A 22,480-nucleotide genomic window follows, 5' to 3' on the forward strand; every position below is an offset into this window, starting at 1 on the left:
CCCGGGGGGCCGGTCCCCTTTGGACACGAACGTCACGAATGTGGCTTTCGAGACGTCAAACGTCTCGAAAGCCACATTCGTGACATCGGACCGGCCAGGTCACGACTCCCGCAGGCGCGAGTGGCGGCGTCCGTACAGGAAGTAGATCAGCAGGCCCAAAGCCAGCCAAGCGGCGAACCGCAGCCAGGTCAGCACGTCCAGGTTCAGCATCAGGTACAGGCAGGCCAGCGCCGCCACCACCGGTAGCACCGGCGAGAACGGCACGGTGAACGGCCGCTGCAGGTCGGGGCGTTTGCGCCGCAGCACCGGCACCGCGATCGCCACGATGATCATCGCGGACAGCGCGCCGATGCTGACCATGTCGGACAGTTCGGTGATCGGCACGAACGCGGCCAGCAGCGCGATCAGCACCGCGCCGATGATGGTCACCCGGTGCGGCGTGCCCCAGCGCGGGTGCACCGTGCCCAGTTTCTTCGGCAGCAACCCGTCCCGCCCCATGGCGAAGCCGATCCGCCCGATGGTCACCAGTTCCACCATCATCACCGACGTCAGCCCGGTGACCGCGCCGAGTGAGATCAGCGCGCTGATCCAGTGCATGCCCACCGAATCGAACGCGTCGGCCAGTGGCGCGCCCTCGTCGATCTCGGTGAACGGCACCATGCCGGTCAGCACCAGCGAAACCCCGATGTAGAGCAGCGCGCAGATGCCGAGCGCGCCGAGAATGCCGACCCGCAGGTCCTTGCGCGGGTTCCGGGTCTCCTCGCCGAGGTTCGCCAGCGCCTCGAAACCGGTGTACGCGAAGAAAACGATCGCCGCCGCGGTGAGCACACCGGCGATGCCGAAGGCCGACTGCTCCAGCCCCAGTCCGGCCTCCACCACCGGCTGGTGCAGCACGTCGGCGTCCTCGCCAGCCGGTCGCGACGGCGGGATGAACGGCGTCAGGTTCGAACTCTTCACGAAGAACACGCCGATCCCGAGGATCAGCAGGCACACCGCCACCTTCACCACCACGAGCGCGTTGGTGAACAACGCCGACTGCTTGATCCCGGCCACCGCCACCACGGTCAGCACGCCGATGATCAGCACCGCGCCGACGTTGATCGTGGCCTCCTCGCCGAACCACTGCGGCGGCAGCCCGAGCAGGTTCGCCAGGTACCCGGACCAGCCACGCGAAACCACCGCCGCGCCGAGCGCGAACTCCAGCAGCAGGTCCCAGCCGATGATCCAGGCGAACACCTCGCCGAGCGTGGCGAAGGCGTAGGTGTACGCGCTCCCGGCGGTCGGCACGCTCGACGCCAGCTCGGCGTAGCAGAGCGCGGCCAGCCCGGCGACCACGGCGCCGATCACGAAGGACAGCGTCACCGCGGGGCCGGCGTGGGTTTTCGCCTCGACCCCGGCGAGGGTGAAGATGCCGGTGCCGATGATGATGCCGACCCCGAAACCGACCAGGTCACGGCCGCGCAGACGGCGTTTGAGGTCACCGGTTTCCTGCCGCTTCAGCACCGTGTCGACGTCCATGGTGCGCATGATTCCCATGCGGGCACCGTATGAGGTCCGATCTCTTCCCGCAGCGCAACGCCCACCCGCTACGGTGTGCGCAGGCGAAGGCGAGGAGAACTCATGTCCGACCACGATCCCGAGTTCGTACCCGACGGCGTTGATCTCGACCGCCCCAATCCGGCCCGGATCTACGACTGGTTCCTCGGCGGCACCGCGAACTGGGCGATCGACCGGGAGTTCGGCGCGAAGGCGGTGGCCGCGTTCCCGATGGTGCGGTCGATGGCCAAGGTCGGCCGCGAGTTCCTCGGGCGTGGTGTGCACTACCTGGCGCGCCAGGGCATCACGCAGTTCCTCGACCTCGGCTCCGGCGTGCCGACCGTGGGCAACGTGCACGAGATCGCCGACTCGGTGAACCCGGCCAGCCGCTGCGTCTACGTGGACAACGAGCCGGTCGCGGTGGCGCATTCGCAGGTGCTGCTGGAACGCGAAGGCGATCTGCGGCGGCACGCGGTGATCCAGGCCGACCTACGTGACCCGGAGGACATCTGGGAACGCGCGATGGGCACCGGCGTGCTGAACCCGAAGGAGCCGATCGGGCTGATCATGGTGAACGTGCTGTACTTCGTCAGCCCGGAGGACGGCCCGAACGAGATCATCGCCCAGTACCGGGACCTGCTGCCGTCGGGTTCGTATTTCCTGTCCTCGCACATGACCGTCGATGGCGTCCCGGCCGAGGGCGAGGAGGAACGCGCCGAGGTCCGGCGCCAGTACCGCAACTCGGCCACGCCGCTGCACCTGCGTTCCCGCGAGGAGTTCACCCGCTTCTTCGACGGCTTCGAACTGGTCGAGCCGGGCATCACCTGGATCCCGGAATGGCGGCCGGAAGAACGCGCCTCCGAAGCCACCCAGGACTTCCTCGCCCAGCCCGCCACCAGCAGCGCCTTCGCCGGGCTCGGCCGCAAACCCTAGGATCGGCCCCATGAGCGAGGGGCTGAGCGTCGACGAGGGCATCCGGACGCTGCTGCTGCTCATGCCGCGCATGGCCGGGCGGGTCAAGCGCATCCCGATCCCGGAGCAGCTGCGTTCGTTCTCACTCGCCCCGCGGCACCTGTCGCTGCTGGCCTACCTGCTGTTCGACGGGCCGATGACGGTGAACGAACTGGCGCGCCTGCTCCAGGTCGCGCCCGCCACGGTCAGCCTGATGGTCGGCGACCTGAGCCGTCAGGGTGTGCTGGAACGCCGCGAGGACGAGCAGGACCGGCGGCGCACCATCGTGAGCATCGCCGAGCAGCACCGCGACGCGGTGGACGCGTGGCTTTCCGCGGGCGCGAAGGCCTGGCGGAAGGCGCTGGAGCCGCTCACCCCGGAACAGCGGCGGCTCTTCGTCGAAACGCTGGAGACCTACGAGCGGGAAGCGACCGCCGAAGGCCGCTCGTGACGCTCTAACGGGAAAGTTCCAGCACGACCCACACCGTGCGGATGCCGCCGGCGGTGCGCACACCCCAGTCCATCGGCACCTGCTCCAGCAGCAGCCTGCCGTCGGCGATCTCCTCGGGGGTGGCGGGCAGCGGCACACCGCCGGTCGCGGCAGCGTCCAGTTCGAGGTGCAGGCGCACGGCTTCCCGGTTCAGTGCGATGCGGATTTCGGTCACGCGCTCGCGGTGGCGTTCGGCGTCCCGGATCAGCTCGTCCACCACGAGCAGGGTGCGGTGCACCGACTCGGGGCTGGTCCCGTCGAGCATCAGGCGCACCTGGCTGCGCGCCCAGGACGCGCTCTCCGGGCCGCCGGTCAGTGACATCCTCGCGTTCAGGATCTGGTCAGGCCTCGGCGTGGTCAACGTCGGCTCCTCCCGGCTACTGGGCTGGTTACCTGTACCCGGAACCCGGCCGGGCGAAACCCCGGAGGGTGAACACAATGAACGAAAACGTGACCACGGTCACCACCGCGGTGATCCTTGACCGGCATTCGGCCCGTTGATCAAGGAGGATCACGTGCTCCGACCACTACGTTCCGCACGGCTGCTGCTGGCGGCCGCGGCGGTGCTGCCCGTCCTGCTGGCCGCCCCGGCCGCCGCGCGTCCCGGGGTGCCCGACCGGCCGCTGCCCACCACCGGCTGCGGTCACGCCCCGCCGGTCACCCCGGGCACCACCGGCGCGCAGACCCTCGTCTCCGGCGGGCTGACCAGGGAATACACCCTCCACGTGCCGTCGAACTACCAGCCGGACCGGCCCACCTCGGTGGTGCTGTCCTTCCACGGGCACAAGCGCACGTCGCGGTGGCAGGAGGAGCTTTCGGAGTTCTCCGGGCTGAACACCATCGCCGTCTACCCGCAGGGCGTGCCCGGCACGGACGGCGAATCGGCCTGGACCGGGGCGCCGTACTCCGCCGACGTCGACGACGTGTTGTTCACCAGCGACCTGCTGACGAAGCTGCAGTCGCAGTTGTGCGTGGACGCGCGGCGGGTCTACGCCACCGGCAAGTCCAACGGTGGCGGTTTCGCCGGGGTGCTGGCCTGCCGCCTGCCCGGCCGCATCGCCGCGTTCGCGCCGGTCGCGGGCGCGTACTACCCGCAGGGCGGCGACTGTTCGCCCAGCAGGCCCGCGCCGATCCTCGCCTTCCACGGCACCGCGGACGCCACCATTCCCTATGCCGGAAATCCGGCGAAGGGCCTGCCCGCCATTCCCGACTGGCTCGGAAAATGGGCGGCGCGCAACGGTTGTTTCGCACATCCGGTGACCTATTCACCGCAGCCGGAAGTGACCGTGCGGAAATGGCTCGGCTGCGCCGAACGGAGCAATCTCCAGCATTACCGCATCGACGGCGCGGGCCACGTTTGGCCCAGCACCAAGCCGAACAACGACTCCGCGACGCCGACGGTCATGGACGCGACACCGGTCATCTGGCGCTTTTTCCAAGGTCAGCGGCTGCGCTAACCGAGAATTTCGCTGACCATATTTCGAATTGGCAACTTCGCCGTCATGGGGTAACCCATTCCGGGTTCCTCTCGCATGGAGACAGCGGAGAAGCTCTGCGTCCACCCCTCGGAGACCTGTGGCGCGGCGGTCGCCGACGCCGTCGCCGGTGACCCGGCCGCGATCGACCGGCTGATCGCGGCCGTCCGGCCGTCGGTGGTCCGGTACTGCCGAGCCCGCATCGGCAAGCACGGGGACGGTTTCGGCCCGGCGGACGAAGTGGCGCAGGAGGTCTGCATCTCGGTGCTGACCGCCCTGCCCACCCGCCGGGACGACGGCTCGTTCCGCGCGTTCGTCTACGAGATCGCCCACCAGCGCGTCGGTGAGGCGGTCGGTGCCGGTGACGGGCTCGGCGCGTTCGTCCGGGAACTGCCGGAGATCGAGCGGGAGGTCGTGGTGCTCCGCGTGGCGGTCGGCCTCAGCGCCGAGCAAACCGCCGAGGCGATGGGCAGCACGCTGAGCGCGGTGCGGCAGATCCAGCACCGCGCGATGAAGCACTTACGTGGTTAAGCCCGAATGCGGTCGATCTCCAGCACGCAGGCCGCCGCGCTGCTGCGGTTGCCGACCCTGGTGAACCGCGACGACGCCGCGCGGAACAGGCGCGCGGCGTCCTGGCACTCGCCGAGCACGCGGTAGGCGCGGCCGATGTCGAGCCGGACCTGCGCGGCGCACTGGTCGTCTCGCAGGGACTCCAGTCGTTCGAGCGCCTGGTACAGGCTGGCCAGCGCACGTTCCGGATCACCGCGGCGCAGGTGGAGCTGCCCGGACCGCCGCAGCACCAGCGCCATCCGGTGATCGTCGCCGAGGTCGGCACACAGCCGCCTGGCCTGTTCGAGCGCCGATTCGGCGTCAGCGAGCCGGCCGAGGTCGAGGCAGATCGCGGCGATCGAGGTGTGCGTGTGGGCGGCGCCGAGCCGGTCACCGCATTCGACGAACAGCTCCAGCGCGCGCACGGTCCTGGCGTGCGCCTGCTCCGGCCGCCACAGCACCCGCGAGACCACACCGAGGCCGGTCAGCGCGCGGGCCATGCCGGGCCGGTCGCCGCGCGCCGTGCTGATCCGGTACGACTCGGTCAGCGCCACCACCGCGTCGTCGTATTCGTCCCAGTAGATGTGGAGTTGGCCGATTCCGCGCAGCAGCGCGGCTTCCCCACGCCGATCGCCCGCGGCGCGCACGGTCGCGAGCGCGCGGCGGTGGCAGCGGGCCCATTCCTGGTAGAGCCCGCGGTAGTCGAAGTAGGCGGCCGCGGTGGTGGCGAGTTCCCAGGCCAGTTCGGCAAAACCGGCGTCGGCCGCGTGACCGACGGCGTCCTCGATCGCCTGCTGCTCGGCTTCGAACCAGGCCAGCGGGTCGGCAGGGGCCGGAATGGCCACCGGCCACCGCTTCGCGCCGCCGGGCTCGGGCCGCAGCACGCTGCCGGGCAGCCGTTCGGCAGCTCGCTCGGTCAGCCACAGCAGGCCGCCGAACACCCGCTCCAAGGCGGAATCTCGTTCCGCGCCAACGATTTCCGGCACGGACGAGCGCACCAGGTCGTGCAGCCGGTACCGCCGCCCGCTTGCCCGGACGAGCTGGCGTTCGTCCAGTGCACGCACCAGCACTTCGGCTTCGGCGGGGTCTCCGTCGACCACCGCGGCGGCCATCCAGGCGGAGAAATCGGGCATCGGCAACGCCGCCAGCCGGGTCAGCAGCAGCCGCGACGCGGGGGCGAGCCGCAGGTCCCGGTCCTCGGCGCGGAGAATGCCGACCTGGATCTCCCGCAGCGACGCCGACGGCTCGACGCCCAGTTCCTCGACCAGTTTCCCGCGCCACCGCTGGTAAACCGCCAGCGCCTCGGCGGCGCGGCCACGGTTCGCCAGTGCGGTCATCAACTGACCGCAGAACCGTTCGCGGAACGGGTGCGCGGTGATCAGTTCACGCAGTTCGGTGCTCAGATCCTCGTCGGCGCCGATCCGCAGTTGCGCGTCAATGCATTCTTCGAGCGCGGTGAGCCGCCGTTCTTCCCAGCAGGCAACGAATTCGGTGACCGCGTCGAGCCGGACGTCGCCGAGCACCGGGCCGCGCCACAACGCCAGCCCCTCGCGTAGGCGCCGCACGCCCGCTTCCAGCTTGCCTTCGGCGAGCAGCTCGCGACCGGCCCGAACGGCTTCGGCGAACATGTCCACATCAGACTGTCCTGATGCGACAGTCAGCCGGTAGCCGTGGCCCACCGTGGCGATCGGGTCGTCCGGGTCACGCAGCGCCCGGCGCAGCTGCGAGACGAGCCCCTGGATCTGCACGCGATAACTGGTCGGCGGCACCGCGCCCCACAACGCCTCGGCGATGCGGTCCACGGAGACCACCTGGTTGGCCTCGGCCAGCAGGAGCGCACACAACCGGCGCGCCTGCGGACGGCCGAGTCGCAGTTCGCCGCCGTTCCGCTCGACCAGGAGCGGACCGAGCACCCGATACACCGTCATGCACAACCCCCAGGCCGACTGACGGTGTGACGGTATCAGGTTCGAGTGTCACTTCGGCCAAAAACTAACGAGTTGCCGCGAGCCAGCAGGGCTATATAGAGTTCTGTCTATGCCGCGGATGACCCTGCAGACCCAGGCCGTGCTCGCCGCGTTTCTCGAGCGCGACGCCGCCGAGCTGTGGGGCTTCGAGCTCAGCAAGGCCAGCGGACTCCCGGCGGGCACCATCTACCCGATCCTCCAGCGCCTGACCGCCGCCGGCTGGATCACCAGCCGCTGGGAGGAGGCCGAGCACGCGCAGGGCGCCGGCCGCCCGCCGCGCCGGTACTACACGCTCACCACCGAGGGTCGCGCGCGGGCGGTGCACGCGCTGGCCGAGGGCGCCAAGAAGCGCGCCAGCCTGTCCCGCCTGCTCGGCCCGGCCGAGGAGGGCGCATGACCGCCGCCCTCCCCCGCTGGTGGCTGCCGCCGTTCACGCTGGCGACCGCCGCCCTGCTCCTGGCGCGGACCGAATGGCTCATCGCCGCGGTCAGTCTGTTGTGGACAACCACGGCGATGATGCTGGCCTCCGCCGCGCTCGTCGGCGTCACCCGCCGCTGCCTGCCGAGCGGCACCACCGTGCTGAACCGGCTCGCGATCGTCCTCCCCCGCGCCGAACGCGAGCACTGGCGCGCCGAACTCGTTTCCGTGCTGCACGCCTGCGAGGGCCGCGAGCGCACGCGCCAGGCCATCGGCTTCCTCACCGCGCTGCCGGTCACCGCGGTCACCAGCCGGGTCCACCGGTGATCCGGCTCGAATCCGTCAGCCAGCGCCACCGCCGCGGCCCGCTGGTCGTCGAGGACGTCGATCTGGAGATCAAGCCCGGTGAGCCGATCGTGGTGCTCGGCGAGAACGGCTCCGGCAAGTCGACCCTGCTGCGGGTGATCGCCGGGTGCGGCACACCGTCCGAGGGCCGCGTCACCGGACGGCCGCCGACCGTGGGGTACGTGCCCGACCGGTTCCCCGCGCACCTGCGCATGCCCGCGTCGAGCTACCTGCGGCACCTGCAACGCGTCCGGCCGCGCGCTCGTCGTTCGGCGGATCCGGCGGACCTGTTGCGCCGCTTGGGTTTCACCGGCGGGCTGGACACGCCGATGAGCCGGCTGTCCAAGGGCAACGCGCAGAAGGTCGGCCTGGTGCAGGCGCTGACCAGCGGGGCCGCGCTGCTGGTGCTGGACGAGCCGTGGTCCGGGCTGGACGTCGGGGTGAGACCAGTGCTCACCGAAGTGATCAGTGCTCTCGCACCGGCCACGGCGCTGGTGCTGACCGACCACACCGGCACCGCCGACGCCCTGCCGCACCACCGGAAACTGCGGCTGCGCGAGCGGAGGCTGACCGCCGAACCGGACGGCGAAGGCACCGTCGTGATCACCCTGTCCTGCCGCGGCGAACTCGCCGGACCACTGCTCGCCGAAGCGTCCCGGCTCGGCGCCACGGTCGAGGAGGTGCGCCGCACGTGACCTGGCCGCTGGTCCGGTACTACAGCGCGGATCTGCTGCGCTCCCAACGGTTCCTGCTGCCGTTCCTGCTCTACGGCATGCTGCTGGCGCCGCTGTTCGGCGGTGATCCCGGCCCGCCGCCCGGCACCTGGGCGGCCTCGGTGCTCGCGCTGTACCCGGTGTCGGTCTGGCTCGCGGTCACCGTGGCGAACACCGAGGACCCGGTGCAGCGCCAGGTGACCATCGCCGCGGCGGGCGGGCGCGGCCGGGTCACCACCGGCATCCTGCTCACCTGCCTGCTCGCCGACCTGGTGCTGGTCGCCTTGGCACTGGGGTGGCCGGTGCTCGCCACCGCGTACGAGTATCCGCCGCACCTGCTCGCGGCCGGCGTGCTCGCGCACTTCGCGGCGGGCGCCACCGGCACCGCGGTCGGCCTGCTGTGCGCCCGCCCGGTGGTGCACGGCATCGGCTGGTCCGCGGTGCTCGGTGCCACCGTGGTCGCCGCGACCGGCTTCCAGCGCTGGCTGCCACCGGTCGGCGAGGCCGCGCGCACCCTGGTGGACACCCCCGTTTCGCTGTCCACCCTGGGCTTCGACGCGGGGCTCGCGCTGGCGCTGGCGGTCGCGGCGGCCGTGGTGGTCAGTCGAGTCCGAGCAACGTAGCGAAGTTGCCGATCATCATGTCGGCGCCCTTGATCTCCGAGGTGGTCGCGGCGTCCAGCAGCCCGGTTTCGGGCGTGTAGCTCGCGCCGCCCTTCGGCCCGAGCGGCAACGCCATCGCGGGCGGTGCGGCTTCGTACTTGGTCAGTTCTCCGTCGCCGCCGATGAGCACACGGATGTTCGCCGCGACCACCTCGGCGTGCTGCCCGGCGGCCCTGGCCATCTTCGTCTCGGGCACGTCGGTGATGTCACCGATCGCGAAGACGCGTTCCTGCCCGGACAGGCGCAGTTCCGGGGTGACCTCGACGCGGCCGTCCGGCCGCCGGGCGGCGGCCAGCTCCCCGGTCAGGTAACCGGTGGCGGGCACGATGCCGAAGCAGCGGAACCACAGGTCCGCGGTGACCTTGGTGCCGTCGGCGGTTTCCACGGTGAAGCCGCCGGTGGCCGGAGGCGTCTCGACCGACGTGCCCAGCAAGAGTTCCACGCCGAGTTCGTCGAGCTGCCGGCGCACCTCCGCGCGGAACTCGTCCGGGAAGCGCGGGAGCAACTCCGGCGCCGGGTCGACGATGGTGACCGCCTTGTCCGGCCACTTCGCCTTGATCTCACCCGCCAGTTCGAGGCCGACCGGCCCGGCGCCGAGCAGCAGCACGCTCGCGGCCCCGGCGAGTTCGTCGTGCGCGGCCCGCAGTTTCGCCTTGGCCGCGGCGGTGTCGTGGTCGGAGAACTTGGCCGGGAACGGGTAGTCGGCCCCGGTCGCGAGCACGAGGTAGTCGGCGTCGATCCGCTCACCCGAGGCGAGCGTGACGGTGCCCGCATCGGCCGCGACCGCGCGATCTCGCACCACGCGGCCACGCTTGAGCAGGCGGTCGTAGGGCAGGAAGATCCGCTCCGCGAACTCCGGTTCGACCAGGCCGCGCAGCGCGGCCACGTGGTGCACGAACTGCTCCTTCGGCTCGACGAGCACCACTTCTGCCACGTCGTCGAGCGCCTTCGCGGCGGACGCGCCGCCGTACCCGCCCCCGACAACCACCACGGTCGCTGTCATCTTCGCCCCTTGTTCGTAGTACGTACTGTTGGTTATACGAACTACTGTAGTTCGTGGTGCGAACGATCGTCAACTACACTGGGTTCATGAGCGACGGGACCGAGCTGGCGACCGCACTGGTGCGGTTGTCGCACCTGGTGCAGCGCGTGTTCACCGACGCCAGCCGGGACCACGACCTGACCCAGCCGCAGGCGCAGCTGCTGTGCGCGCTGAACGCGGGGCCGGTGGGCATGACCGAGCTGAGCCGGGTGCTGCACCTGGAGAAGTCGAGCCTGACCGGGCTGGTGGACCGGGTCGAGCGGCGCGGGCTGGTGAGAAGGGTGCGCGACGACCACGACCGGCGCGCCTGCCGGATCGAGCTGACCGAGCAGGGCGCCGAACTCGGCCAGCGCGCGCACAACGACGTGGTCGACCGGCTCGACGAGCTGACCGCGGGCATGCCGGCCGCGACGCGCGAGCTGATCGCCACCGAGCTGTTCGGGCTGACCGCGCGGGCCGAAACCGGCCGGCAGGTGTTCGCACCCGCCGCGGGGAGCTGACGGCTCGCCCCGATCGGGCTAACGTGCGCGCATGAAAATTACGCACCGGTTGACCATCGCCGTGGTTTCCGCGCTGGCACTGGCCGGGCTGGCGACCCCCGCCCAGGCCGCGCCCGCCGCCCCCACCGTGCAGTGCGAGTTCACGCCCACCCCGGAGAACCCGGCCGCGCGGCCGGTGCGGCCGCCGTCGCCGACCGCCTCGGCGAAGGGGACGGCGCATGCTGTGCTGCAGACCAACTACGGGCTGGTCGCCATCGAACTGGACAAGTCGAACGCGCCGTGCGCGGTGCACAACTTCCGGCACCTCGTTCGGAGCTGGTTCTACCAGCACACGCAGTGTTTCCGGCTGACCGCTTCGCAGCGGCTGGGGGTGCTGCAGTGCGGGGACATCTACGAGGTGGAGAAGGGTGGTCCCGGTTACCGATTCCCCGATGAGGTGACCGGGAAGGAGACCTACCCGCGTGGCACCGTCGCGATGGGTAACCAGGGGCCGGGCACCAACGGCAGCCAGTTCTTCTTGGTGCACTCGCACGCGAACATCGACCCGAAGTACAGCGTGCTGGGGCGCGTGGTGTGGGGCATGGACACGCTCGACCGGATCGTCGCCGCAGGCATCGCCGACGGCGCCGACGACGGCGCGCCGGCGCACCCGGTCCGCATCCACTTCGCCGTGACCACCTAGGGGGCGGGACGCCACGAAGAGGCCGGGCCGCGCTACGTAGGAGCGGGGCGAACGCTACGGAGGCCGGGCCGCCCCCCTGCGAAGGGCGGCGGGCGAACGCTATGAATGTGGCTTTCATTGCGCCAGACGCTATGAAAGCCACATTCATAGCGCCGGCCAGCGCCGCGCCGGGTGGCTTCGGCCGCGCGGCTCCCGAAGCCGCCCGGCGGCACGGCTCCCGAGAGGCGCCCCGGCAGAGGCGCGCATCCTGAGAGTTGCCTCGGCGGCGCCTCCCCTGGCCGCCTCCGGAGGGAGCGCCCCCGGCCGCGCGCCTCCGCTGGCCGCGTGCCTCCGCTGGCCGCGCGCCTCTCCCCGACCCTCGGACACGAATGTGGCTTTCGGGGCGAAATCCGCCCCCAAAGCCACATTCGTGTCGCGGCACCGGCACCGGCACCGGCGCCCGGGTCTCACCTAGGGGCGTCTCGCGGGGGATTCCCGGATGTACCGGCGGACCACCGCTGCCATCGTTCATTCCCACAACCGGGATGAACGGGGAAAAATCATGAAACCTGCCGTGGTCAAGGGCGCCTTCGCAGCGGGGCCCGTCCTCCTGCTCGCCGGGGTCGTCGCGATGAAGTTCGGGTGGAAGGGCAACACCGGCCTCGACTGGGGCATCGCGCTCCCGCTGTGGACCGGCGCCCACCTCGCCTACGTCGTCGGCTACCTCGCCTTCGGCATCGTGCTTGCCGTGTTCTGGGCCAGAGCCAGGCAAAACGCCCGCAACCCCGGCGAGCGCACCCTCGCCGACGTGCTCGGCGTCGCCGGGCTGGTCGGGTTGATCGCCATCCAGGGACAAATGGTGATCGACCTGATCGTCGGCTTCCGGGCCGAGAACCGCGCCGGGATGAGCGCGATTTCCCGGTCCATCCACGACCTGCCCGGCTTCGACGCCTTCTTCTACGGCGCCGTGCCGTCGCTGCAGCTGGGCGCCGTCGCCCTGCTCGTCGCGCTGCTGGCCTTCCGCCGCGACGTCCCGTGGTGGGCGGCGGGCACCTTCGTGATCGGCGCCGCGTGCATCGGTACGCAGGTCACCGCCCTGATGGTGCTCGGCGGCGCGGCCCTGTGCGTGGCGCTGCCCGCGATGCGCGAACCCACCGCACCCCGCGTCCCGGCGATGGCTGCCTGACGAAGATCGGTTCGGCCACGAACCGGCCTCGGCCCTGGATTCGGGGCGCGGCGGCTGCGAGACTGGGCCGCCTCGGTCCGGTTCCTCCGGATTGTCCGGCCCAGCGGAGGTTTCACTGTGGAATCCTCGGTCGCCACCACCGTGCTGCTGCCGATCGCGCTCGGCGTGATCATGTTCGGTCTCGGGCTTTCCCTGACCACCAAGGACTTCGCCAGGGTGCTCAGCTACCCGAAGGCCGTGGTGGTGGCACTGGTGTGCCAGGTGCTGGTGCTGCCCGCGGCCTGCTTCGGCCTGGTCTACGCGCTGAGCCTGCCCCCGGAGCTGGCGGTCGGCATGATGCTGCTGGCCGCCTCCCCCGGCGGCACCACGGCGAACCTGTTCAGCCACCTCGCCCACGGTGACGTCGCGCTGAACATCACGCTCACCGCGGTCAACTCGCTGCTCGCCGTGCTCACCCTGCCACTGGTGGTCAACTTCGCGCTCGGCCACTTCCTCACCGCGGACGCCGGGATCGGCCTGCAGTTCGGCAAGACCGTGCAGGTCTTCGCGATCGTGCTGATCCCGGTGGCGCTGGGCATGCTCGCGCGCCACCGCGTCCCGGCGCTGGCCGACCGCACGCAGAAACCGGTGAAGCTGCTGTCGGTGGTGTTCCTGATCGGCACCATCCTGGTGGCCGTCTACCAGGAACGCGAGAACATCACCGGCTACCTCGCCGACGTCGGGCTGGCGACCTTCCTGTTCAGCGTGTTGTCGATCGGGGTCGGTTATCTCGCGCCGCGGTTGTTCAAGGTGGACCGCAGGCAGTCGATCGCGGCGGCGATGGAGATCGGCATCCACAACAGCGTGCTGGCCATCACCATCGCGCTCACCCTGCTCAACAGCACGCAGATCGCCATTCCCGCCGCCGTCTACGGCATCGTCATGTTCTTCACCGCGGGCGCGTTCGGCTTCCTGATCAGCCGCCGGGTGGCCGCGCCGGCGGTAGGCTCGGCGCCGTGAGCGTCTTCACCGCGGTCCAGCGCTGGGCCGACGAGGAGCCCGGCCGGATCGCCCTGCGGTTCGGGGAGCACGCGTGGACCTGGCGGGAACTGGTCAGCCGGATCCGCCGCAACGCGGGCGCCCAGCTCGCCGCCGGACTGCGGCCCGGTGACCGCGTCGCCTACCTGGACAAGAACCACCCCGCCTGCCTGGAAACCACGCTGGCCTGCGCGCTCGCCGGTACCGCCAACGCCGTGGTCAACTTCCGGCTGGCGCCCGAAGAGCTGGTCTACGTGCTCAACGACTCGACCGCGCGCGTGCTCTTCGTCGGCGCCGAACTGCGTGAGGTCGTCGACGGGATCCGGGACCGGCTGGAGACCGTCGAGCGGATCGTCGACATCGGCGACTACGAGGATTTCCTCGCCACCGCACCGGAATTCACCGAAACCCGCGAACCGGCACCGGACGACTGCTTCCTCCAGCTCTACACCTCCGGCACCACCGGCCACCCCAAGGGCGTGCTGCTCACCCACCGCTCGATGCTGGCCCACGCCGACGCGGCCACCGAGGCCTTCCGCTTCGACCGCGAGTCGGTGAACCTGGTGGCCATGCCGCTGTTCCACGTCGGCGGCACCAGCTGGGCGCTCGCCGGGATGGGCGTCGGCTGCGAAACCATCGTCGTGCGCGAGGTGGTCCCCGACCAGCTCCTGGCGCAGCTCGGTCGTGACAAGGTGACCCACGCGTTCTTCGTGCCCGCCGTGTTCGGCTTCTTCCTGAAGGTGCCCGGGGTCGAGGAGTACGACTACTCGAGCCTGCGCTGCCTCGGTTACGGCGGTTCGCCGATGCCGGAGCCGCTGCTGCGGCGGTCGATGGCGGCCTTCGGCGTGGACTTCTACCAGGTGTACGGCATGACCGAGGCGTCAGGTGTGTTCTGCGTGCTCGGCCCCGAAGACCACCGCGCCGCCGAGCGGCTGACCTCGGCCGGGCGCCCGGTGCGTGGCGTCGAGGTGCGCGTGGTCGATCCGTCGACCGGCGAACCGGTGCCCGACGGCGAGGTCGGCGAGTTCCGCATCCGCGGGGCGCAGGTGATGGCCGGGTACTGGCGGCGGCCGGAGGAGACGGCCGCGACCCTGGAGGGCGGCTGGTTGCGCACCGGCGACGCCGGGCACCGCGACGAGCAGGGCTTTCTCTACGTCGAGGACCGCGTCAAGGACATGATCATCTCCGGTGGTGAGAACGTGTATCCGGCCGAGGTGGAGCGGGTGCTCAGCGAGCACCCCGCGGTCGCCGAGGTCGCGGTGATCGGCGTGCCGGACGAGAAGTGGGGCGAGACGGTGAAGGCGGTCGTGGTGCCCTCCGGCGACCTCGACCAGGCGGAGCTGCTCGCCTACTGCACGGACAAGCTGGCCGGTTACCAGCGACCGACCACTGTGGACCTCGTGGAGGCGCTGCCCCGCAACGCCACCGGCAAGATCCTCAAGCGCGACCTGCGGGCGCCCTACTGGGCCGGGCGCGGCCGCCAGGTATAGGAACGGCGCGGAGCGCTCCGTTGAGGGTGGTGGTGGGCGACGGGCGGGCTAAGGGTTCACCGCGAGGAACAGGAACGCGGCCAGCAGCACCAGGTGCACGCCGCCCTGCAGGCGGGTGGCGCGGCCGGGGACCACGGTGAGCACGCTGACCACCATGGTCAGCCCGAACAACACCATCTGCGTGGCGCCGAGGCCGAGCACGAGCGGGCCGTCGAGCCAGAGCGTGGCCAGCGCGATCGCCGGAATGGTCAGCCCGATGCTGGCCATCGCCGAACCGTAGGCCAGGTTCAGGCTGATCTGGACGCGCTCACGCAGGGCGGCCCGCAGCGCGGCCAGCGTTTCCGGCAGCAGCACCAGCAACGCGATCACCACACCGACGAAGGACGGCGGGAAGCCGATCGCCTTGACCCCGGCTTCGATCGCCGGTGACTCCACTTTGGCCAGTCCGACCACGGCGATCAGCGCCACCAGCAGCAGGCCGAGGCTGAGCAGCGCGGCCTTGGCGGTCGGCGGGTCGGCGTGCCCGTCACCGTCGGCGTCGGTGGAGCCGGATTCGGTCTCCACCGGCAGGAAGAAGTCGCGGTGCCGGACGGTCTGGGTGAAGACGAACATGCCGTACAGCGCCAGCGAAGCCAGCGCCGCGAAAGCCAGTTGCGGGCCGGAGAACTCCGGGCCCGCCTGGCTGGTGGTGAACGTCGGGAGCACCAGGCTGAGCGTCGCGAGCGTGGCCACCGTGGCGAGCGCGGCGCCGGTGCCCTCGGCGTTGAAGTGGGTGAAGCTGTGCCGGATCGCGCCGGCCATCAGTGCGATGCCGACGATGCCGTTGCAGGTGATCATCACCGCGGCGAACACGGTGTCCCTGGCCAGCGAAGCCGATTCCGGTCCACCCGAGACCATCAGCGTGACGATCAGCGCCACCTCGATGATGGTCACCGCCACCGCGAGCACCAGTGAGCCGAACGGTTCCCCGACGCGGTGCGCCACCACCTCGGCGTGGTGCACCGCGGCCAGCACCGTGCCGGCCAGCACCACCGCGACTACGATGACGAGCAGCGTGTTGAGGTCGCGGCCCCAGGTCAGCGCGAGCACGATGGCCGCGAGCACCGGGACCACGGTCGTCCAGGACAACGCCGGGGATCGAGTGGCCATGCCACCCAGCCAACCAGACCCCCGGCCACCTCGCCCGGCGATTCACCCGGCGGGCACGGGGCGTGTCGCGGCCAGGCCGGTCACCTGCAGCGCGGTCAGCCCGAGCACGGCCACCGCCTGGACCAGCACGAACGCCGTGCCGAGCGCGGTGAGCCCGCCGAGGAAGGCGTACGCGGCGCTGCCCAGCACGTAGAGCACGTTGATCGAAATCACTTCGCGGACCATGCCCGCCTTCAGCCCCGACGACACCCAGCCGACGAACGCCGCCCAGCCGAGCAGGCCGATCCCGGCGATGATCGACAGCAGCACCGGGATGCCGAGCGGCTCCGCCAGCACCGCTCCCAAGGCCACCAGCACCAAGCCGAGCGCACCCGAGGCGAGCGCGTCCATCCGCAGCACGTTGCGCAGTCCGAACATTGTGTCCTCCAGCTTTTCCGTTCCGATGCACCAACTTTCGCGGTTGGGACGGGCGGAGTCGATTACGCGGGAGGTAATGCTGACTAGGATCCCGCCATGACCGTGAATCGCAGGCATGCGCTGGGCTTGGGCGGCGTGGCCGCCGCCGGTGTGGTGCTCGGCTCCGCCGCTACCGCTACCGCTGCCGCTTCCGACGAAGAAGAGATCGTCGCCGTCGACGCGGCCTCCGCCAACCGCAAGATCGCGCGCACCTACGGCAGGGAAACCGCCCGTGCGCGCGGTACCTGGTCGTCCTACATCGCGGTGGCCGGTGCCCAGGCCGCCGCCGTCGAAGACCGCGCCGACGAGGTGGTCGAGGCCTACAGCGTGAACAAGATCGCGGTGGCCACCGCGGTGCTGGACAAGGTGGACCGCGGCCTGCTCGCGCTGGACCAGCGCGTGGACGTCACCGCCGACATCGTCATCAAGGACACCGACGGCATCTTCGGGCTCGACGGCGCCTACCCCAGCTCGGTGACCCTCGGGCACGCGATGGCCGCGCTGCTGACCCTTTCGGACAACACCGCGGTCCGCCTGTGCGGCCTGGTCTGCCCGGCCGCGGAACTCAACGAAATCCTGCGCGCCAAGGGTTTCACGCACACCCAGGTGGTCCCGGTGGCCAACCCGAACCGGTTCTTCCTCGGCAAGACCACGCCGCGTGAGACGTACACGCTGCTGCAGAAGCTGGTCGGCGGCACGCTGCTGTCGAAGGCGTCGACCGAGTACCTGCTCAACGTGCTGCGCTCGCTCAGCTCGTTCACCGACGGCATCCGGCTCAACCTCAGCTCCGAGGAGCGGCTGCGGGTGGCGACGAAGGCGGGCTGGTTCAACGACGGCCGCAACGAGGCCGGGGTGGTGTTCGACGCGGAAGGCAGGCCGGTGGTCACCTACTCGCTGTTCGCCTCGGGCCCGTTCGCCGGCGACGCGGCGGCGAACGACGTGAACTTCGGCGCCACGCACCCGGCGCTGCGCGCACGGCAGGCGATCGGGCGGACGCTGGTGGACTCGGTGGGAAGGTTCTCGACGCCGGCCGCGTTGACCTTCAAGGCGAGGGCCTACCAGCCGTCGAACGGCGGCTGACCCGCCAGGAACGGAGTGCGTCATGCCGGACAGGAAGGTGCTGGTCCCCGGGCCGGACCACCCGATCACCATCGAGCCCAACCCGAACCGGATCGTCGTCACCGCGGGCGGGCGCACCATCGCCGACACCACCGGGGCGCTCACCCTGCGGGAGGCGACCTACCCACCGGTGGCGTACCTGCCGCGGGAGGACGTGGACTTCTCGGCGCTGGAGCGCACCGACCACCAGACGTACTGCCCGTACAAGGGCGAGGCCGCCTACTACACCGTGGCGGGCGGCGGGGAAAACGCCGTCTGGACCTACGACACCCCGTACGACGCGGTCGCCCAGATCAAGGGCTACGTCGCCTTCTACCCGGACCGCGTGGACCAGATCACCGAAACCCCGCGGTAGCTCTGCGGACCAAGTGTCACGAATGTGGCTTTCGAGACGTTCAGCGTCTCGAAAGCCACATTCGTGACATCGCGGGACCAGCGGCCCCACCGCAAGCCGGAGCCACCAGCCCACCGGAAGCCGGGGCGGGAACCCGGCGCCCACCCAAACTCCCCCTTCCCCGCCCCGGTCCACAGCCAAAAACACGGCTGGGAACCCCTTGTCAAGGTACTCTTTCCCGCCTTGACAAGGGGTTCCCAGCCGTCGTCACAATGAAATACCGGGGTGGTCGCCCCCCTACACACTGGCCAGGTAAGCCGCCGCCTTGTCGGGATCGAGGAACCAGTGCTGGAAGTCGGACGGGTCCTGGAAGCCGTTGGCGAACCGCCGCGCCACCGCCGGTTTCGCCGCCGCCGTGCCGATGATCTCCAGCACGTGCGGGGGCGGCGGCTGCAGCATCGCGTTGGTCCAGATCGTCACGTGCTGCGCGTACTCCCAGTACTTGTCGAACGCGCCCTTCATCCACTGCCGGTCGAACGGCTTGTCCCCGTTCGCCAGAATCGAGTCCAAATAGGACGCCGCGCACTTGCTGGCGTTGTTCGAGCCCTGCCCGGTGATCGGGTCGTTGGCCACCACCACGTCGGCCATGCCCAGCACCGCGTGCCCCGACGGCAGCTCGCCGACCGCGTTGCGCACCACCGGGGTGTACCCGCCCGCCAGCGTGGCCCGCGAGTCCGTCAGCTCCACCTCGGTGGCGCGGTCGTACTCCCACGGCAGGTACTGCCGCATCAGGCTGAGGATCCGGTCCAGGTGCTCCTGCGGGTCCGGGTTGTCGGTGAACACGTCCAGCGGCCCACCGGGAATGCCCTCGAAGAACAGGATTTCGCAGTTCCCGCTGAGCGTGTACGCGGGAATGATGAACAGCTCGCCGACGCCGGGAATGATGTTGAACCGCACCGCCGAGAAGTCGGGGTGCTCCGGCCGCGGCTTGAGCCCGTGCACGTAGGCCAGCGAGAGCGCGCGCTGCGGCTGCGTGTACGGCGACAGCTCCGGGATGCGGTCGAACAGCTGCACCAGCTCACCCTTGCCCGCCGCGACCACCACCAGGTCGTACATGCCCGCCAGCGAGTTCAGGTCCGAGGTGGTCACCCCGTGGATGATCAGCTTGCCGCCGCGTTCCTCGAACTTCTCCAGCCAGCCCGCCATCTTGACCCGCTGGTCCACCGACTGCGCGTAGTTGTCCAGCTTGCCGACCCAGTCCAGCGCGCGGCTGCTGTCCGGCGCCGCGATGGACACCCCGAGGCCCTCGACCTTGACCGTCTCGGCTTCCCAGAAGTTCAGCCCGTGCTCACGCTCGTGCTCCAGCGCCAGGTGGAACATGCACTGGGTGGACATCACCCGGCCGGCGCGGATCTCGTCCGGCGTGCGCGCCGACATCAGGGTGACCTCGTAGCCGTCGTTTTCGAGCAGGCTCAGGCCGAGCTGGAGGCCGGACTGACCGGCGCCGACGATCAGGATCTTGGGCATGTGGGGACATCCCTCCAGGAAGGTTCTTCGAGGAAAACGACGGGTCAGGCCGGGCTGAACTCGGCGCGGGGCACCCCGCCCGGCACCGACAGCCGCGCCATCGACATGGTGTGGCGGACCACGTCCTGCAGCACCCGCTGCACCGAACCGCGATCCCGCGCGTCGCAGGTGACCAGCGGGACGTCGTCGCTCAGCGCCAGCGCGTCGCGCACCTCGTCCACCGCGTGCGTCAGCTCCCCGTCGAACAGGTTGATCGCCACGATGAACGGCAGGTCGGAGTCGTTCTCGAAGTAGTTGATCGCGGCGAAGGACTCGTCCAGCCGCCGGGTGTCCACCAGCACCACCGCGCCCAGCGCACCCCGGCACAGGTCGTCCCACAGGAACCAGAACCGGGGCTGGCCCGGCGTGCCGAACAGGTACAGCAGCAGGTCCGAGTGCAGGGTGATCCGGCCGAAGTCCATCGCCACCGTGGTGGTCGACTTCTTGCCACCGTCCGGCGGGTCGTCCACGCCGGTGCCCGCCTCGGTCATCCAGGCGTCGGTGTTCAGCGGCGGCACCTCCGAAACCGCGCTCACCAGCGTGGTCTTGCCCACCCCGAAACCACCCGCGACGACGATCTTGGCCGAAATCGCCGCGAGTGGATCTCCGGCGTCCGGCTGCGCGAGGCTCGACTTGCTCATCTTGTCCTTTCCGCGGTGCCCAAGGCCTCGTCTAGACGGGAAGCCGCTTGAGCCCGTCGAGGACTCGTTCCAGCAGCGACAGGTCGTGGGAGTAGGTGTGCGCCGTGGAGTGGATGTACACCGCGCCCTGCGTGGCCAGGTCGCTGATCAGCACGCGGACCACACCCAGCGGCATGGTCAGCCCGGCCGACAGCTCGGCGATCGACGCGCGGGTGCGGGCCCGCTCGTAGATCGCGCGCGACTCCGGCATCAGCGCCTCGGCCAGCACCGGGTCGTAGCTCGGCACCGAGATCAGCGTCTCCACCAGCAGGTGGTGCTTGCTCCGGGTGCGGCCACCGGTGAGCGTGTACGGGCGGACGCGCCTGCTGCGCATCTTGCGGACCGGCTGCTCGGTCACTTCGTCAGTGGACACGTAGTTCACATCCTCCCGGCCGGCTCAGGCCTGCGGCCTGCGGGCGGTGAGCACGCGCCGCAGATCGGCCCGTATCTCAGGGGTCAGCACGTGGCCGGCGTTGCGGACGAACTGCGTCATCTCGTACGCGACGACCTTCATGTCACATTCCGGTCCGGTCAGCACGGCCAGTCCCGCGCCGACGCCGATGCCCATGAACAGGAAGTAGCCGTGGGTGAGCCGGATGATGATCTGCTCGCAGCTGCCCTTGTGGAACAGCGCGGCGCTGTTGCCGGCGAGGCTGAGCAGGCCGCTGGCGATGGCCGCGAGCTGCTCGGCGTCGTCGTTGTCCATGCTGTCCGACGAGGTCAGCGGGAAGCCGTCGGCGGACATGATCAGCGCGTGGCTCACCCCGTGCACCTTGTGCACGAAGTCGTTGATCAGCCAGGTGAAGTCCTGCTTGCCGGAACTGTGCTGGGCGGCGGTCACGCTTGGGGTCCCTCGGATGGTTTCGCTGGATCGTTCTCGTCTCTGGCGCCGTCGGAGTCGCGCTGTTCCGCCAGCGCGGCGCGCTCTCCGTCGGAGAAGGCACCGAGGTCGGCGAGCAGCCGGTCGTGGCCGTCGACCGGGTCCTCCGTGACGGCGGGCGGCGGTGGCTCGTCCTCACCGGTGCCCTTGATGCTGCGGGGTACCCGGCGGGGCAGGCCGCCCGCGGTGATCCCGCCCTCTTCGCCACGGGGTGCGGGCGATGGCTTGCGCCTGGTCAGCGGCTCGGCGGTGGCTGTGGCACCCGAGGCGCCCGCGGTGCGCTTGGGCAGCGGGCTCGACGAGCCCGACGGGCTCGGCGCGGCGTTCGGGCGGCGCGCCAGCGGGACCGCCTCGGCGTCCTGAGCCATGGTCGGGGTGAAGCCGTTCGACGGCATGACCACGGTGGCGGTACCGGACCAGCTCGCCTCGGGCAGCTCGCTGACCAGCTCGGCGGGCAGCAGCACGGTGGCCGTGGTGCCGTGCGGGACGCGGCGCTCCAGCCGCACCCGCATGCCGTGGCGGACGGCGAGGCGCCGCACCACGGCCAGGCCCATGTGCCGGACGGCGGTGTGGTCGAGCACCGGTTCGGCCTCGAGCCGGTCGTTCAGCTCGGCGAGCCGCTCGGCCGGCACGCCGATGCCCTCGTCCTCGATGCGGATCAGCACGCTGCCCTGCTCGGTGAGGTGGGCGCTGACCCGGACCGGGGTGTTCGGCGAGGACTGGCCGGTGGCGTTGTCGAGCAGCTCCGACAGCAGCCTGCTCAGGTCCTCGGCGGCGAAGCCGACCACGCCGAGCGAGACCACGCGGCCGATGGAAACCCTGGCGTAGTGCGTGATCGACGACATACCGGCACGGATCACGTCGACCACCGAGGCGGTCTCGCCCGCGTTGTCCCCGGCCTCGCGACCGGCGAGCACCCGCAGGTTCTCCGCGTTGCGGCGCAGGCGGGCGGCGAGGTGGTCGAGCCGGTACAGCTCGGCGAGGCGCTCGTCGTCCTCCTCGCGCGACTCCATCTCTTCCAGCTGCGAGAGCAGGGAGTCGACCAGGTTGAGGTCGCGCAGCGCGACGCTGGCGCAGATCCCGGCCAGCGCCTCCTGCTCGGTGTTGTCCACCGCGGGTGCGGGCGCAGGCGCCTCGATCACCCTGGTGCCCCGGTGGGGTTCCTGACCGGGGGTGCTGAGGAACTGGACCGCGGCCGCGCGGGCGCGATCTCGCAGCACCCGCGAGCGATCCAGTAGTTCCCGAGCCCGCGTCGCCATCTGCCTGTCTACCCTTTTCGTCGCGTACGGCTCCGT

General features: G+C 70.5%; 26 protein-coding genes. 15 read left to right on the forward strand and 11 right to left on the reverse strand.

Translation table 11 applies throughout. The features are described 5' to 3' along the window. Nucleotides 1–99: 99 nt before the first annotated feature. Complete coding sequence (locus tag A4R43_RS21030; RefSeq protein WP_162788531.1) at nucleotides 100–1,536, reverse strand: amino acid permease; 1,437 nt, start codon at nucleotides 1,534–1,536, stop codon at nucleotides 100–102. 84 nt (nucleotides 1,537–1,620) lie between these two features. On the opposite strand from A4R43_RS21030, the gene A4R43_RS21035 reads away from it, so the two are divergent. Both A4R43_RS21035 and A4R43_RS21040 read left to right on the forward strand, forming a co-directional pair. Then, on the forward strand, nucleotides 1,621–2,469 hold the full coding sequence (locus tag A4R43_RS21035; RefSeq protein ID WP_113693900.1) for an SAM-dependent methyltransferase: 849 nt from the start codon (nucleotides 1,621–1,623) through the stop codon (nucleotides 2,467–2,469). A gap of 10 nt (nucleotides 2,470–2,479) precedes the next feature. Next, the gene (locus A4R43_RS21040; protein ID WP_113693901.1) at nucleotides 2,480–2,938 is read left to right on the forward strand and encodes a MarR family winged helix-turn-helix transcriptional regulator; all 459 of its coding nucleotides are present in this window, start codon (nucleotides 2,480–2,482) and stop codon (nucleotides 2,936–2,938) included. A 4-nt stretch (nucleotides 2,939–2,942) separates the two neighbouring features. Here the strand turns inward: A4R43_RS21040 and A4R43_RS21045 are convergent, their stop codons facing one another. After that, nucleotides 2,943–3,338, reverse strand: coding sequence for a hypothetical protein (locus A4R43_RS21045; RefSeq protein WP_113693902.1), 396 nt, complete (start codon nucleotides 3,336–3,338; stop codon nucleotides 2,943–2,945). A 154-nt stretch (nucleotides 3,339–3,492) separates the two neighbouring features. On the opposite strand from A4R43_RS21045, the gene A4R43_RS21050 reads away from it, so the two are divergent. Both A4R43_RS21050 and A4R43_RS21055 read left to right on the forward strand, forming a co-directional pair. After that, complete coding sequence (locus A4R43_RS21050; protein ID WP_113693903.1) at nucleotides 3,493–4,434, forward strand: CE1 family esterase; 942 nt, start codon at nucleotides 3,493–3,495, stop codon at nucleotides 4,432–4,434. A 75-nt stretch (nucleotides 4,435–4,509) separates the two neighbouring features. Beyond that, nucleotides 4,510–4,983 carry a sigma factor-like helix-turn-helix DNA-binding protein gene (locus A4R43_RS21055; protein ID WP_113693904.1) on the forward strand — a complete coding sequence of 158 codons (474 nt, stop codon included), beginning with the start codon at nucleotides 4,510–4,512 and terminating at the stop codon, nucleotides 4,981–4,983. On the opposite strand, the gene A4R43_RS21060 is transcribed toward A4R43_RS21055, so the two are convergent. Then, nucleotides 4,980–6,929: an AfsR/SARP family transcriptional regulator gene (locus A4R43_RS21060; protein ID WP_113693905.1), complete on the reverse strand. Its 1,950-nt coding sequence runs from the start codon at nucleotides 6,927–6,929 to the stop codon at nucleotides 4,980–4,982. The genes A4R43_RS21055 and A4R43_RS21060 overlap by 4 nt on opposite strands. A 109-nt stretch (nucleotides 6,930–7,038) precedes the next feature. Here A4R43_RS21060 and A4R43_RS21065 point away from each other — a divergent pair, with 109 nt between their 5' ends. Genes A4R43_RS21065 through A4R43_RS21075 form a run of 4 tightly spaced genes read left to right on the forward strand, consistent with a single transcriptional unit; the run spans nucleotide 7,039 to nucleotide 9,066 of the window. Then, the gene (locus A4R43_RS21065; protein ID WP_113693906.1) at nucleotides 7,039–7,365 is read left to right on the forward strand and encodes a PadR family transcriptional regulator; all 327 of its coding nucleotides are present in this window, start codon (nucleotides 7,039–7,041) and stop codon (nucleotides 7,363–7,365) included. Further along, nucleotides 7,362–7,712: a hypothetical protein gene (locus tag A4R43_RS44035; protein ID WP_236809167.1), complete on the forward strand. Its 351-nt coding sequence runs from the start codon at nucleotides 7,362–7,364 to the stop codon at nucleotides 7,710–7,712. The genes A4R43_RS21065 and A4R43_RS44035 overlap by 4 nt, the downstream gene beginning before the upstream one ends. Then, nucleotides 7,709–8,425: an ABC transporter ATP-binding protein gene (locus A4R43_RS21070; RefSeq protein ID WP_236809169.1), complete on the forward strand. Its 717-nt coding sequence runs from the start codon at nucleotides 7,709–7,711 to the stop codon at nucleotides 8,423–8,425. Before A4R43_RS44035 ends, A4R43_RS21070 begins: the two co-directional genes overlap by 4 nt. Next, the gene (locus A4R43_RS21075; protein ID WP_113693908.1) at nucleotides 8,422–9,066 is read left to right on the forward strand and encodes a hypothetical protein; all 645 of its coding nucleotides are present in this window, start codon (nucleotides 8,422–8,424) and stop codon (nucleotides 9,064–9,066) included. The genes A4R43_RS21070 and A4R43_RS21075 overlap by 4 nt, the downstream gene beginning before the upstream one ends. On the opposite strand, the gene A4R43_RS21080 is transcribed toward A4R43_RS21075, so the two are convergent. Further along, entirely contained in the window at nucleotides 9,044–10,108 is a 1,065-nt protein-coding gene (locus A4R43_RS21080) for an NAD(P)/FAD-dependent oxidoreductase (protein WP_113693909.1), read from the reverse strand. The two genes, A4R43_RS21075 and A4R43_RS21080, sit on opposite strands and share 23 nt — an antisense overlap. Nucleotides 10,109–10,194: 86 nt before the next feature. Here A4R43_RS21080 and A4R43_RS21085 point away from each other — a divergent pair, with 86 nt between their 5' ends. From A4R43_RS21085 to A4R43_RS21105, 5 genes are all read left to right on the forward strand, one after another. Next, nucleotides 10,195–10,647, forward strand: coding sequence for a MarR family winged helix-turn-helix transcriptional regulator (locus A4R43_RS21085; RefSeq protein WP_113697775.1), 453 nt, complete (start codon nucleotides 10,195–10,197; stop codon nucleotides 10,645–10,647). A 31-nt stretch (nucleotides 10,648–10,678) separates the two neighbouring features. Next, nucleotides 10,679–11,329 carry a peptidylprolyl isomerase gene (locus tag A4R43_RS21090; RefSeq protein WP_113693910.1) on the forward strand — a complete coding sequence of 217 codons (651 nt, stop codon included), beginning with the start codon at nucleotides 10,679–10,681 and terminating at the stop codon, nucleotides 11,327–11,329. Nucleotides 11,330–11,870: 541 nt separating this feature from the next. Continuing rightward, nucleotides 11,871–12,494, forward strand: a complete 624-nt coding sequence (locus tag A4R43_RS21095) for a hypothetical protein (protein ID WP_162788532.1) — start codon at nucleotides 11,871–11,873, stop codon at nucleotides 12,492–12,494. Nucleotides 12,495–12,611: 117 nt separating this feature from the next. Further along, the gene (locus tag A4R43_RS21100) at nucleotides 12,612–13,493 is read left to right on the forward strand and encodes a bile acid:sodium symporter family protein (protein WP_113693912.1); all 882 of its coding nucleotides are present in this window, start codon (nucleotides 12,612–12,614) and stop codon (nucleotides 13,491–13,493) included. Beyond that, entirely contained in the window at nucleotides 13,490–15,001 is a 1,512-nt protein-coding gene (locus tag A4R43_RS21105; RefSeq protein ID WP_113693913.1) for a long-chain-fatty-acid--CoA ligase, read from the forward strand. Before A4R43_RS21100 ends, A4R43_RS21105 begins: the two co-directional genes overlap by 4 nt. A 48-nt stretch (nucleotides 15,002–15,049) precedes the next feature. Here A4R43_RS21105 and A4R43_RS21110 read toward each other — a convergent pair whose 3' ends face one another. Both A4R43_RS21110 and A4R43_RS21115 read right to left on the reverse strand, forming a co-directional pair. Continuing rightward, nucleotides 15,050–16,150: a calcium:cation antiporter gene (locus A4R43_RS21110; protein ID WP_113693914.1), complete on the reverse strand. Its 1,101-nt coding sequence runs from the start codon at nucleotides 16,148–16,150 to the stop codon at nucleotides 15,050–15,052. A 42-nt stretch (nucleotides 16,151–16,192) separates the two neighbouring features. Then, a complete protein-coding gene (locus A4R43_RS21115) occupies nucleotides 16,193–16,567 on the reverse strand; it encodes a hypothetical protein (protein ID WP_113693915.1) in 375 nt (124 codons plus the stop codon). A gap of 96 nt (nucleotides 16,568–16,663) precedes the next feature. On the opposite strand from A4R43_RS21115, the gene A4R43_RS21120 reads away from it, so the two are divergent. Beyond that, nucleotides 16,664–17,686 carry a serine hydrolase gene (locus A4R43_RS21120; RefSeq protein WP_113693916.1) on the forward strand — a complete coding sequence of 341 codons (1,023 nt, stop codon included), beginning with the start codon at nucleotides 16,664–16,666 and terminating at the stop codon, nucleotides 17,684–17,686. A 22-nt stretch (nucleotides 17,687–17,708) separates the two neighbouring features. Further along, nucleotides 17,709–18,080, forward strand: coding sequence for a DUF427 domain-containing protein (locus tag A4R43_RS21125; RefSeq protein WP_113693917.1), 372 nt, complete (start codon nucleotides 17,709–17,711; stop codon nucleotides 18,078–18,080). Nucleotides 18,081–18,356: 276 nt separating this feature from the next. Here the strand turns inward: A4R43_RS21125 and A4R43_RS21130 are convergent, their stop codons facing one another. The 5 genes from A4R43_RS21130 to A4R43_RS21150 form a co-directional block, all read right to left on the reverse strand. Next, nucleotides 18,357–19,586, reverse strand: a complete 1,230-nt coding sequence (locus A4R43_RS21130; RefSeq protein WP_113693918.1) for a styrene monooxygenase/indole monooxygenase family protein — start codon at nucleotides 19,584–19,586, stop codon at nucleotides 18,357–18,359. 44 nt (nucleotides 19,587–19,630) lie between these two features. Beyond that, nucleotides 19,631–20,266, reverse strand: a complete 636-nt coding sequence (locus A4R43_RS21135; protein ID WP_113693919.1) for a GTP-binding protein — start codon at nucleotides 20,264–20,266, stop codon at nucleotides 19,631–19,633. Nucleotides 20,267–20,297: 31 nt separating this feature from the next. Continuing rightward, on the reverse strand, nucleotides 20,298–20,639 hold the full coding sequence (locus A4R43_RS21140; protein ID WP_113697776.1) for a DUF742 domain-containing protein: 342 nt from the start codon (nucleotides 20,637–20,639) through the stop codon (nucleotides 20,298–20,300). A 63-nt stretch (nucleotides 20,640–20,702) separates the two neighbouring features. Continuing rightward, a complete protein-coding gene (locus A4R43_RS21145) occupies nucleotides 20,703–21,146 on the reverse strand; it encodes a roadblock/LC7 domain-containing protein (protein ID WP_113693920.1) in 444 nt (147 codons plus the stop codon). Beyond that, entirely contained in the window at nucleotides 21,143–22,444 is a 1,302-nt protein-coding gene (locus A4R43_RS21150; RefSeq protein ID WP_113693921.1) for a sensor histidine kinase, read from the reverse strand. Before A4R43_RS21150 ends, A4R43_RS21145 begins: the two co-directional genes overlap by 4 nt. Nucleotides 22,445–22,480 lie beyond the last annotated feature (36 nt).

It is taken from the genome of Amycolatopsis albispora (assembly GCF_003312875.1).
Lineage (GTDB): Bacteria > Actinomycetota > Actinomycetes > Mycobacteriales > Pseudonocardiaceae > Amycolatopsis > Amycolatopsis albispora.